We start from the raw sequence: 12847 nt of genomic DNA, 5'->3' as shown, positions 1-12847 counted from the left end.
TGCTTAAAAAGTTTTAGCGGACAGCAATAATTTTTTATATAGTTTCTTTGTTTCTCAAAATTTTATTATTTTTGCAAGGTAATGCATGACAAACAGACAAACTCTATTGTTTAATTACAAGAACACATTGTATAACTTTTTAAATTTTTACGAAAAAACAGATAGAAATACAAGAATGAAACGCTAAGGAACAAGCAGTTCAAAGAACTTGCTTTCCACAATGAGACTTAAAACTGAGGCTTGCCTCAAAATCTTTAACTAAGCGTTTCCGTTCTATACTTTTTGGATATTGAGCTTTTATGCTCTTGTTCTCTACAACTGAATACCGCCAATTTTCAACGCACGAGGACAGGCAGAATGAAAGTTCACGCTCATGGGCGTGGACTTTCATTCTGCCTGTTGTGCGTATAGGTCACTTGGCGGTAACCAAAGTTGTAAACAAGTAACGAACGGTTACACGCTCTTTTTTTATATCAAGAAATGAAGAAAATTGCATTTATAATTATAACACTGTTTAATGTAATTACATTAGCGGCACAAAGTGTCCCTAAAGTTCCATGTACAGGATGTGCAGGATATGGTGGAATGAATACAATGGCAGGATTTATGCCATGTATGATGTGTGGTGGTACTGGTTATATGACAGATCCTAACTATCTTAATCAACAAGCTTATGAACGTGGACGCCAGATGGGAGAGAAAATGAGAAAAGAAGCAGAAGAAAGAGCTAATAATGATCCAGTACAGCTTTTGGCTGATGGAATGAAAGCAATTGCTGATGGGGACGACACAAAGGGATATGAAAAAATAGAAAGATCTTTTATCTGTTTTGGCAATAAGAATGCACTATTTATACTTGGGGCAATGAGTGAATTAGGAATGGGAACTGATGTTAATCAAGAATATGCAAAAAGAGTTTACAACGCAGGCGTAAAAATGGGTGACGAAAACTGTAAACAAGCCCTTCAAAGAATCTCCAAATATGGATATTGGGAAGCTAATTCAACCAATCGACAAGGATTCAGAAATATTATTATCAACCACATTGTCAACGTACAATCTATAACAAATGCTGCTGTGTCAAACGTATTCGGAGGCAGTTCTTTGGGAAATAATAGCAGTAGCAGTTACGGTTCTTCCTCAAGGAAATGCTCAAGCTGCGGAGGTACAGGTGATTGCAGTGGCTGTGGTGGCAAGAAACGATATTGGCAAGAAGTCGGACAATACACAGGTCATTCAACAGAAAAGTTAATAGACTGTCCTATTTGTAGAGGAACAGGAAGATGTGGAACTTGCCACGGTTCAGGACGTCTTTAATTTAGTAGACTTCACTTGAAAAATAAAGGGATATAATATCCATTTTTTATTAACTATCGTACAATCTAAGTGCTTTATAGTTGCGCCCGACACATACAAGGGATTTAACAATGAAACATTCATCATTTTTCAAGGCATCCTTAGTGATGTTAGTTAGTGTCATTAGTTTGCTGATGCCACAAAAGATTTCAGCTCAATATAAAGTAGATAATTTAATTAAGGCAAATAACATATTGCAATATAATGGTAAAGACTTTATACCCACTAACAAGACGATAGAAATTGAATCTGTTGTTGATTATTACACTGGCGAGTTATACAAAATGAATTTCATGATTATGGATGGTACAGCAGGGGAGGGGTATGGCTTTGGGAAAGGCTCATATTGGGGAATATCATCAATTGGTTATGATCAAGACATTGATAACTTTTGCTTGCTTGTTTACAATGAGAAAAAAAGTATAAGTATTATCGCAAACATGAAGGGATTGACAGACTATTTTCTTATCTTTGAATCTACCAAATATAATGGTGATAGAGTTATTTTCCGTATCCCTATAGATGATAATAAATATTTTGCCAAGAAAATATCTGAACAGCTCAAAAGGTTTTCTAATGCAGGTATTATTCTTGGAATGAGCAAAGATCCATCAAGAAACAAATAAGAAGATCCGGGCGCACCCGATAAACCCTGTGGGGAGCTAAGCAGATGCTAACCCAAAACTGTTGCCAAACGATACATGAAGAATTGTATGTCTTTGACTCCTTTCACCTGTGCGCGGAAGCATTTGAGTTCAGTGATTCTGCTGAGGCGTTTGTCTTACGTCCGTCAAAGAAGTTCAGGATTTTATCCTCATAGAAGGTAATGTAAACTGAACTGTGTCACGGCTCTGATTTTTATTCTTTCCCTCTTATTTGTGTGCAGATTTCATATCTGCATACAAATAAGAGGAGCCTTTCACAGGCAAAGTTACATAATCTTGAACCTATCACCAAATTTTATGGCAAGTTGTTGTGATATCAATACCCAATTAGACAGGGGCATAGTCCATTTCTCACTAATGTCTCGATAAGCAAGATACACAAGCTTTTCAAGTCGGTGTCTGACGGGAACACACCCTTGTTTTTCGTTACTTTACGCACCTGACGATGATAACACTAAACCATATTGGTTGTGTAGATAAGCTTGCGGATTGCAGGGGTATACTGGAAATATTCCGTAAGACGCTCCCAGTTGTCGCGCCAGGATTTGATAACTATAGGGTACATCTCACCCCATTTTTCGAAAAAGTTATTATTATTGGCTACAATTCTCAATTGTCGGTAGTGTAAACTTAGCAGACTTTACACTACCACCACCTTTGCTTGACCTATCACCATTTGCTATTAGCACACAGCATTATTAAAAAAACAGCCAATTCGTTTGGCTGTTTTTACAAAAATGCGTATCTTTGCAGTCGCATTGTCCTATGGTGTAATGGTAGCACAACAGGTTTTGGTTCTGTTTGTGGTGGTTCGAATCCGCCTAGGACAACTTAAACGGAGGCTCTTTCGAGTCTCCGTTTTTGTTTATATTGCTACAAGATAGCTTGCGCAATCCCGATAAAGGAAAAATTGTGGTGGTTCGAATCCGCCTAAGACAACTAAAAAGGAGGCTCAAATGCCTCCTTTTTAGTTTATGTAATGCGATTACCGCACCTGCACTTTGCTTGTATGAACGCCGTCGGCAGACACCGCTTTCACGATGTATATGCCGTGAGGCAGTCCGCGCAGAGCATCTTCAACCGACGAGCCGCTCTTCTCCGCAACCTTGCTTCCTGCGAGGTTGTACACCATCAGACGAGCCTTCTCTGCTGTAGTAACGGTTTGTATAGCCGTCGTTTCGATACCGTATGTCACGTCGTCGATGTAGTATGTGGCAGTGTTGTCGCATCCGCGTGTGCTGGTGAATCGGAATCCCATGAAGAACACGTCTGCAATCTGCTGTCCTGTGAGGTCGATGCTGTACGGGAACCACTTTCCGCTCTCGTCCTTTGTGCATGGCATCTTGCATTCTGCGAGCGGCTGCACGTAGAGAGAGCCTTCAGCGATGTCGATGTAGCAGAGTTCGAGCAGGTCGGGCTGGTTGTCCTTCAGATAGTCGCCACGCACCTTGAACGTGAATACCTTTGTAGTGGAGTTCTTGAAGTCGAGCGGCGGCGTTACGAGCATCATCTGTGCCGGTGTGCCCGTGCCAGCCTCCATCTTCGAGTCGTACGGTGTCACCTTAGCCACCTTCTCGTTAGGCGACTCCGCATCGTAGTTGAGGAACGAGAATCCCCACCATGCACGTGTTCCCTTCAGTGCCGAGTTTGTCCAGCCTTCGATGTCGAGCGGCTTGTTGCGCTCTATGTTGTCGAACTTCTCGTCGAGCACGCTGAGCGCATTCTCCTCGCTGAGCACGAGGTCTACGCCTTCCTTCTGTTCTTCGGGCGTTTCGCCGGTCGCAACGCCCTCTATGGCAACCTCTACATCCTCCATTCCGAGTGCTGAGAAGACGAGTGCTGTAGAGTATGTGCCCTCCTTCTTAGGCTGGAACGTCACCTTCAGCGTGTTCTTCATGTTGCGTATGAGCATGGTGTTGTTGAGCACGAACGCTCCTGCATCCTTCACCTTTACGTAGGTGTAGTCGGGCATGTTTGCCGTTGTCACCTCTATGGTCTGCTCGCTCTTTTCGTTAATCTTCGCTTCGAACTTCTCCAGCTTCTGCGGGTTGAGCGTTATCGTCGGCGGGTTCTGCTCGTCGATGGCGTATGCGCTGAAGGCGATAGACTTGTCGTAGTCCTCTATGCTTGGGCAGGTAACGAGTACGTATGCTCTGTGTACAGCCACCTCTGTCGGCGTGTACGTGATGACGATGTCGGTCTCTGTAGATCCCTTCTCTATCTTTGTCTTTGAGAGCGCGAACTGGTCAGCGTTCTTACCTGCCAACTCGAAGAAGGTAGGCTGGGTCATGTTCTTCGCCGACACGTGCAGCGTAGCCACCTCCACGGTCTGTCCCAGCTTGCCTGCAGTCTGCTCTATCTTCTCAGGGCTGATTGTTATGGCTGGCTCTCCTACCGGCTGCTGCTCGGCGATGTCCTCTATGCCGCGCGGACCGATGATGAGTGTCTTGCTCGATGTGAACAGACCGGTGAGTGTGATGTCGGCTGCAGGAATGCTCTTGCCGATGAGCGTTGTGCCCTTGAAGATGCGCACCTTCGCCTCCTCAGCACCGTCCGTTACTACCGGTTGTGCCATGCCTTCAGCGAAGATAGCACCTTCTGCCACGTCCTTGAACTTCAGGTTCTTCACCTTCACGAGCTGCTGTATGTAACTTGTCGGGTTGGCTTTCAGCTGTGCGAGTGTTGCCTCTACCGGGGTCACGGTGTTGCCCTTTGACACTACTGTGCCGAGGTCAGCACCGAGAGCCATAGCGCTGGTCGTGCCGAATGCGCTCTGCACACCGAGTATGGTGCCCGTTATCTTGTCGCCCACCTCGTAGTCGGTCTTGGTGAGCATCTCGTAGTCGTCGCTCAGAGCTATAGCAGCCGTCTTGTCCTGCAGGTAGAACACCGGTTGGCTTCCGCCACGGTCTACGAACGTAACCGTAGCCTCGCCCGTATATTTGTACGTCATTCCTGCCTCGGGGTCTTCACTGTAAAGTGCCTTGATAGAGGCTATCTCCGGAATAGAGTTGCCCGTCCACGAGAGTTTAATCTGCACATCCTCCGCTCCCTCGCTCTTGAGTATCAGAGTGGCGTGCTGCTCGCCGTCGGTATATGTCACCTTTATCTTCAGTTCGGCACCACCGGCACTCATCGCGTCGTCAGCCGCGATAGTGGCAGGCTCTACGCTCACAGCCTCCGAAGACGACTCTACGGTGATGTCGCCCGTGAGGTTCTCGCCCGTCACCTTTACCGTCTCCTCGTGTGTGTCGCCACTGTACACCTCGCCCAGCACGAAAGTCTTCTTCGATACGCCCAGCTTCGGCGTAGTGTCAATGCCAGCCTCACCGAACAGTCCGGCGTATGTGTCTGAGACGCGCACCGAAGCCACGTACATCTCCGGCGAAGTGACAGAGGAGGTTGTTCCCTGGCGCAGTTCGAGGCCCTGCAGACCATAACTGCCCAGTCCGCTGCCGGTCTTGTTCACGCCGTCGATGACGGCACTTGCCATGTTCAGCTTAGGCTCCTGCTTGAAGTCGGTAGGGTTCACGTACAGATAGATGTTGTCCTGTCTCGGGTTGGCTGCGTTTATCTCGTATCGCAGCACAACGAGATAGGTCTGGTTGAGCTTCAGCGGAGAGGTTGCGAACACAGGGTTGTTTGCTCCGCGCTCTATGCCCACCTTCACCTCGTCGGCGTTGTCGCCTTCGCCAATGTACAGTCGTCCCAGCTCGGTAGGCGCAATACCTCCGGCTATCTCTGATGCCTTTGTTCTGGGCACGAACGACATAACATAAACGTTGCCCTTCGGTTGAGCCTCCACGTTGATGAGGGCAGAGAAGTAGAGGTTGCCACTCTTCACGCCGTCGGCGTTGTCGGTGAACTTCACCATGAGGTCCTCGCCCTGTTTTGCAGATCCTATCTTCACACACTTAGCCGGTGCGTTGTCGTTGTAGCCGGCGTATGTGAGTTGCTTGTCGAGCACCTGGATGGGGTCTTCAGCATTCTTGCCATAGCGCACCCAGCCTCCTTGCTCGTGAAGGTTGCCTGCCGGATAGTTGAAGTCGTCACTGAAACTGACTTGCGCTGCAACCGTCTCGGGTAGACAGCACATCATTACGAATAGCATTGAAATCAATGAATGCCATGTCTTAAAGGAATAGAGCTGTTTCATGTCATTGAATGTTTAGTGTTTTTATTATAGTATATCTGATTTTTAAATCAATTTTTTGCAAATATACTATTTTTTTAGATATGTAAAGTAAATTTCTGATATAAATATCAAATAGTATGGTATTTTTGTGTTGTTTGTTACAAATGTAACGCTAAAAAGGTTATGTGCTATCAGTGTGAGACTCTTCTCTGTGGATAGCATCAATCGAGGTAATAGTATAACAGCTTGGTTTGTGCAGCGGAGACCGCTCACCAACCAAGCTGTTGTGTCAGTAGAAATTACTTGAGGTACTCAGCGAGTTTTGTAACGGCGCGTGCGCGGTGCGATATGCCGTTCTTGATGTCCATGCCGAGCTGTGCGAACGACTCGTTGTAGCCCTCCGGCACGAAGATGGGGTCGTAGCCGAAGCCCTCTGTGCCCTGCTTCTCGCGCGATATGGTGCCGTGCACGATGCCCTCGAAGAGCGTGTAGTCGGCTACGTTGTTGCGGCGTGCGAGAGCTATCACGGTGCGGAACTGCGCACGGCGGTCATCGCTGTCGCCCAAGCGTGCGAGCAGTTTCTGCATGTTGGCTTCCGAGTTGTGGTCGGTGCCCTCGGCGTAGCGTGCGGAGTGGACGCCCGGTTCGCCTCCAAGCTCGGGCACTTCGAGCCCCGTGTCGTCGGCAAAGCAGTCGTAACCGTAGTTGTCCACTACGTAGCGTGCCTTCTGTATGGCATTACCCTCAAGCGTGTTTGCAGTCTCGGGTATGTCGGCGTGGCAGTTGATGTCTTCGAGCGAGAGCACCTCGAAGCGGTCGCCGAGTATGGCGCGTATCTCCGAGAGCTTGTGCTTGTTGTTGGTGGCGAAGACGATAGCCCCACCCCGTCCCTCCCCGTCGGGGAGGGTGTATGATTGCTGTGGATTGTTCATTGTTGTTTTTTTTAATAAGCCGAACTAAGCCTTCTTTCTGGCTGCGTTTAAGCCTTTCTAAGCCTTCTTAGGCCTTCCTAAGCCATTGTTGACTACTAACTGAGCCCTCCCCGACGGGGAGGGTTGGGAGGGGCTTTCCTTTTCTTTCTTTACCTTAACCTTTATCTGGTCGAATCCCTCGCCGTACACGCCGATGACACTGCTCTGCGACACGAAGGCGCGTGGGTCAATCATCTTGATGAGGCGGAAGATGAGCACCGACTCGCTCTTCTTGGCGAGCAGACAGATCACCTTCATCTCCTTGCCCGTGTACCAGCCGTGACCGTCGAGAATGGTCAGCGTGTGGTCGGTCTTCTTCGTTATGGCACTTGCTATCTCGTTGTACTTGTGCGAGAATATGAAGAACTGCACCGATTGGCGTTGGACGCTCATCACGTAGTCGAGCATGGTACATTCGATGAACATCGTGCATAAACCGAACACTACCATCTGACAGCGTTGTGGGAACAGACCGAAGGAGTCGATGGTGAGACAGCTGCCTATGATGACGAGGTCGACCATGATAAGACCCTTGCCGAGCGACACATTATAGTATTTGTTCACTACGGCAGCGATGATGTCTGTTCCACCCGTGCTGCCGTTGTTCAAGAACACTATTGCCAGTGACGTGCCGGTGAGCATACATCCGATGATGAGCGACATGAAGTCGTTGCCTTCGCCCATAAGCTTATAGAAGGTGCCGTCGGGCATCTCTACTATCTTCTGTGCGAGGTCGAGCATCACGGTTATGACTATCGTGGCATAGATGGTTTTGGCAAGGAATTTTATTCCAAGCTCCTTCAGTGCTGCCACGATGAGCACAGCATTAATTATGAAAAATGTCCATTGAACTGGAAATTTTGTGGCATAGAATACGATGGCTCCGATACCTGCGATGCCTCCGGTTACGATTTCGTAAGGCAGCAGGAATACGGTGAACCCGAAGGTGTACAACATTAACCCGAGAGTGATGTTAAAATAGTCCTTCGCTTCTTGCCAGATAATTTTGCGGTCGATCATCATAGGAGTTACAGTTATTACATTATTATTTTTAATGTATATAAGAAAAAGGAGTCGTCCGTATTACTTTATAACGACATTCACGATCTTCTTAGGTACGACAATCACCTTAACGACTTGTTTGCCGTCGAGGTATTTCGCGCTCTGCTCGTCGGCGAGCACTGCAGCCTGAATCTCGTCGTTGGTGGCGTCGGCAGCGAACTTCTTCTGGAAGCGTGCCTTGCCGTTGAACGACACGGTGAGCTGCACCTCGCTCTCCACGAGATACTGCGGGTTGAACACTGGCCACTGTGCGTCGCATACGGTCGACTCGTTGCCTAAGGCGTGCCATAGTTCCTCTGCGATGTGCGGAGCGAACGGTGCGATGAGCACAACGAGCTGCTCGAGCACCTGCTTTGAGCGGCACTTCTGCTGTGCCAGCTCGCTCACGGCAATCATAAACGCTGAGATAGAGGTGTTGTAAGAGAAGTGTTCGATGTCCTCAGTCACCTTCTTTATGAGCTTGTGCAGGCTCTTGAGGTTGTCGGCTGTCGGCTCTGCGTCTGTCGGCAGGAACTCGTCGGTGCGGTTCTCGTAGAACAGTGCCCAGAACTTCTTAAGGAAGCGGAAGCAGCCGTCGATGCCGTTGGTGTCCCAAGGCTTGCTTGCCTCCACCGGACCGAGGAACATCTCGTACAGACGCAGCGTATCGGCGCCGTACTTCTCCACAATCATGTCGGGGTTAACGACGTTGAACATCGACTTCGACATCTTCTCTACAGCCCAGCCGCAGATGTACTTGCCGTCCTCGAGCACGAACTCGGCATTAGCATACTCCGGTCGCCATGCCTTGAACGCCTCTATGTCGAGCACGTCGGCACTCACGATGTTCACGTCTACGTGTATCGGTGTCACGTCGTAGTCCTTGCGCAGGTTGTACGATACGAAGACGGGGGCAGCCTCTCCCCCCGCCCTCTCCGAGGAGAGGGAGCCGTTAGATGTAGAGGTAACTCCGTCCTCCCCCTGGGGGGAGTTAGAGGGGGCTGTGCGGTTTATTCTGTACACGAAGTTGGAGCGACCCTGAATCATGCCCTGGTTGACGAGCTTCTGATACGGTTCCTCCTTGCACGACACGCCGAGGTCGAAGAGGAACTTGTTCCAGAAGCGCGAGTAGATGAGGTGGCCCGTAGCGTGCTCGCAACCTCCTACGTAGAGGTCTACGTTCTGCCAGTAGCTGTCGGCATCCTTGCCCACGAGGCATGTGTCGTTGTGCGGATCCATGTAGCGCAGATAGTAAGCCGACGAGCCTGCGAAGCCCGGCATGGTGTTCAGCTCGAGTGGGAAGACGGTCTTGTTGTCCACGAGTGCCTTGTCTACCACCTGGCGTTTCTCCACGTCCCACGCCCACATCTTGGCGCGTCCCAATGGCGGCTCGCCGGTTTCTGTAGGCTTGTATGTCTCAATCTCGGGCAGCAGCAGCGGCAGGCAGTCCTCCGGCACCATCTGCGGCATACCGTCCTTGTAGTAAACAGGGAACGGCTCGCCCCAGTAGCGTTGGCGCGAGAAGATAGCGTCGCGCAGACGGTAGTTCACCTTCACGCGGCCCATGCCCTTCTCCGTCACGAACTGCTTTGTCTTTGCTATAGCCTCCTTTACGCTCAGTCCGTTGAGCGAGAAGCCGTCCAATGTCTCCTTGCCAGCTGCAGGCGAGTTGCAGACGATGCCCTCCTTGGCGTCGAAGCTCTCCTCCGACACGTCAGCGCCCTCGATGAGCGGCGTGATAGGCAGGTTGAAGTGCTTGGCGAAGGCATAGTCGCGCGAGTCGTGCGCCGGAACAGCCATGATGGCTCCCGTGCCGTAGCCTGCAAGCACGTATTCTGAGATCCAGATAGGAATGTTCTCGCCGGTGAACGGGTTCACGGCATACGAGCCGCTGAACACGCCCGTCACGTTGCGGTTTGCCATGCGGTCGAGCTCTGTGCGCTTCTTCACGTACGCTAAGTACTCGTCCACCTCAGCCTTATGCTCTGCGGTGGTGAGCTGCGCCACGAGTTCGCTCTCTGGTGCCAGCACCATGAACGTAACGCCGAAGATAGTGTCGGCGCGAGTGGTGAAGATAGTGAAGTCGAAGTCCTGACCAGCCACCTTGAACTGCATCTCCGTGCCCTCGCTTCTGCCTATCCAGTTCTTCTGTGTCTCCTTGATAGAGTCGCTCCAGTCGACGGTGTCGAGTCCGTCGAGAAGTCGCTGCGAGTAAGCCGATGTGCGCAGACACCACTGCTGCATCTTCTTCTGCACTACGGGGAAGCCGCCACGCTCGCTCACGCCGTTCACCACCTCGTCGTTGGCAAGCACGGTGCCTAAGCCGGCGCACCAGTTCACCATCGTCTCGCCGAGGTAGGCGATGCGGTAGTTCATCAGCGTCTTCTGCTTCTCCACGTCGCTCATGGCACGCCATTCGTCGGCTGTGAACTCCAGATGCTCGCTCTCGGCAACGTCCAGACCCTCGGTGCCCTTCTCGTTGAAGTGCTCTACGAGCTTCTCTATCGGCTCTGCCTTCTGGCAAGAGTTGCAGAAGAACGAGCCGAACATCTTCTCGAACGCCCACTGAGTCCAGTGGTAGTACTTTGGATCGCAGGTGCGTATCTCGCGGTCCCAGTCGAACGAGAAGCCGATGTTGTCGAGCTGCTGACGATAGCGTGCGATGTTAGCCACGGTGGTCACCTCAGGGTGCTGACCGGTCTGTATGGCATACTGCTCAGCCGGCAGTCCGTAGGCATCGTAGCCCATAGGGTTGAGCACGTTGAAGCCCTTCAAACGCTTGTAGCGTGCGTAGATGTCCGATGCGATATAGCCAAGCGGATGGCCTACGTGCAGACCGGCTCCCGACGGGTATGGGAACATGTTGAGTACGTAGAACTTCTCCTTTGCAGAGTCCTCGGTGGTGTGGTAAGTCTTGTCCTTCACCCACTGGCTCTGCCATCTCTTTTCTATTTCTCTGAAGTTATATTCCATTGTTTTTATACTGTTTTTATGCAAAGTTACGACTTTTACTTTATATATATGTGTGTTTGCGTCTTAAAATTTTGATATATAGTGCATATCTCCAGGGGGTGCAGCAGTCTCTGCTGCACCAACCAAGTAAACGGTGCATTTCTACTCTGTTGGTGCACTTGAGACAAGTGCACCCCCTATAGTACCACTACTTTTTTGACTGTTCCGTCCGAGTAGCGCACGATGTTCACGCCCTTCTTTGGTGTCGAGATGCGTTGTCCGTCGGCGGTGTAGCGTGCCACCTCGTGGCGGTTGCCGTCTGCGGTTGTGCCGTTGATGGCAGTAGGGCGTTGTCGTGGTGTGATGACGATGGGGTTGTCGTCGTAGCCCTCGCGCAGGTGGAGGTTCTCTACCGAGCACACCTCTGTCGACTGCTCACCAATCCATCCGCACATCTGCAGCACACCAGTCTGCACACGTATGAAGTCGGCGTGTGTCAGCTTCACCGGATTGCCGTTGCCGTCTACCGCCCAGTCGAGGTCGAACGTGTTGTACGTCTTGTCGTCCGTTGGTGCCGCATCGGCGTAGCCATACGCATCGGCAGCGTAGCGGTAGCTGATCCAGTTCTGCGGATTGTCGCTGTCCGTTCCGTCGCCGCCGCGGTTGATGGTGTTGTCGGGCAGTCGCGAGCCACGGAACGTTAGCCTGTCGGCATCTATCCACGTGGGGTAGTACGACTGTGTGTGGAACGTCAGCTTCATCATGTAGCCCACGGTGTCGCACTCCGCACCGTTGCGGTCGGTCCACTCGGCGCGGAACGGTATGTAGCGGTCGTACACGGAGTAGGGCTGTGTGTGCTCGCCCTGCTCGGCATCGGGTCGCTGGTAGGTGATGGTGACGTTTGGCGTGGCGGTGGTGTAGTACTCCGACCCTGCCAGCTCGTACCACTCGGCTGTTTCGGGCGATGTGCCCACGCCGGCGTACACGATGCCCGGCTCTATCGATCCGCCGATGGTGGCTGCGCCGTACACGGGGTCGGCGGCAGCGTAATAGGCGTTGCCGAGGATGCTTAGGTCGGAGCCGCGTGTGTTGGCTATCGGCTCTGTGAAGCCGAAGGTGATGTAGCCGCCGAAGGCTCCGAGCGATACGGGCAGCTGGTCAGCGAGTTGTGCTTCGCACGCCTGCAGTCGGTCGGCTTCGCTCATCGTGGCGTCGATGGCGGGCAGCTTGCCCACGAACTGACCTGGTGCAGGGCAGTATTCGAGCACCTTCACGTGTTGTGTTGTCTGTGCCGCTGCCAGCAAGGGCGCGGCGAGGAGTATCATTGTTGCTTTCATATTCTTGTTTTGTTCTTCTCCCACGGATGTCTTCTTCGTATGTTCTCCCACAGATTTCACAGATTTACACAGATGGTGTGTGTTTGGAGTTCTGTGAATTCTGTGTATTCTGTGGGACCTCCCACGCCCCCAGTGGATCTGTGAAAATCTGTGCAATCTGTGGGAGGATTGTTTTGGTTGCGTGGGGTCTACCCTCCTACAAAACAGACTTGCAGAGGATGTTCTCCCACAGAATTCACAGAATAGACTGGCAGAGGGTGTCCTCCCACAGAATTCACGGAATTCACAGAATAGACTGGCAGAGGGTGTCCTCCCACAGAATTCACGGAATTCACAGAACAGACTGGTAGAGGATGTCCTCCCACAGATTTCACAGATTTACACAGATGG

The 12847-nt window shown here is 50.9% G+C and carries 7 protein-coding genes, 1 tRNA gene and 1 pseudogene; 3 read left to right on the top strand and 6 right to left on the bottom strand.

What is annotated here, in order from left to right:
* The first annotated feature begins 480 nt into the window (after positions 1 to 480).
* Together HMPREF0673_RS11190 and HMPREF0673_RS11185 are read left to right on the top strand one after the other, a co-directional pair.
* Entirely contained in the window at positions 481 to 1317 is an 837-nt protein-coding gene (locus tag HMPREF0673_RS11190; protein WP_007902431.1) for a hypothetical protein, read from the top strand.
* A 110-nt stretch (positions 1318 to 1427) separates the two neighbouring features.
* Positions 1428 to 1982, top strand: a complete 555-nt coding sequence (locus tag HMPREF0673_RS11185; protein ID WP_007902429.1) for a hypothetical protein — start codon at positions 1428 to 1430, stop codon at positions 1980 to 1982.
* Between the two features lie 305 nt (positions 1983 to 2287).
* Here HMPREF0673_RS11185 and HMPREF0673_RS14385 read toward each other — a convergent pair.
* Positions 2288 to 2601 (bottom strand): annotated as a pseudogene (locus tag HMPREF0673_RS14385) (transposase); the annotation flags it as partial.
* 179 nt (positions 2602 to 2780) lie between these two features.
* On the opposite strand from HMPREF0673_RS14385, the gene HMPREF0673_RS11180 reads away from it, so the two are divergent.
* A tRNA-Gln gene (locus tag HMPREF0673_RS11180) sits at positions 2781 to 2851 on the top strand.
* Positions 2852 to 3006: 155 nt separating this feature from the next.
* Here the strand turns inward: HMPREF0673_RS11180 and HMPREF0673_RS13525 are convergent.
* The 5 genes from HMPREF0673_RS13525 to HMPREF0673_RS11155 all read right to left on the bottom strand — a co-directional run bounded on the left by HMPREF0673_RS13525 (position 3007) and on the right by HMPREF0673_RS11155 (position 12457).
* On the bottom strand, positions 3007 to 6177 hold the full coding sequence (locus tag HMPREF0673_RS13525) for a DUF5689 domain-containing protein (RefSeq protein ID WP_007902427.1): 3171 nt from the start codon (positions 6175 to 6177) through the stop codon (positions 3007 to 3009).
* Positions 6178 to 6455: 278 nt separating this feature from the next.
* Complete coding sequence (locus HMPREF0673_RS11170) at positions 6456 to 7088, bottom strand: non-canonical purine NTP diphosphatase (protein WP_007902423.1); 633 nt, start codon at positions 7086 to 7088, stop codon at positions 6456 to 6458.
* A gap of 57 nt (positions 7089 to 7145) precedes the next feature.
* Positions 7146 to 8150, bottom strand: coding sequence for a YitT family protein (locus HMPREF0673_RS11165; RefSeq protein WP_007902422.1), 1005 nt, complete (start codon positions 8148 to 8150; stop codon positions 7146 to 7148).
* Between the two features lie 60 nt (positions 8151 to 8210).
* The gene (locus HMPREF0673_RS11160) at positions 8211 to 11141 is read right to left on the bottom strand and encodes a leucine--tRNA ligase (protein WP_007902421.1); all 2931 of its coding nucleotides are present in this window, start codon (positions 11139 to 11141) and stop codon (positions 8211 to 8213) included.
* 176 nt (positions 11142 to 11317) lie between these two features.
* A complete protein-coding gene (locus HMPREF0673_RS11155; protein ID WP_050805002.1) occupies positions 11318 to 12457 on the bottom strand; it encodes a hypothetical protein in 1140 nt (379 codons plus the stop codon).
* Positions 12458 to 12847 lie beyond the last annotated feature (390 nt).

The organism is Leyella stercorea DSM 18206, assembly GCF_000235885.1.
Taxonomy (GTDB): domain Bacteria; phylum Bacteroidota; class Bacteroidia; order Bacteroidales; family Bacteroidaceae; genus Prevotella; species Prevotella stercorea.
The sequence above is the reverse complement of the archived record's forward strand: the minus strand, read 5'-3'. Positions and strand labels throughout refer to the sequence as shown.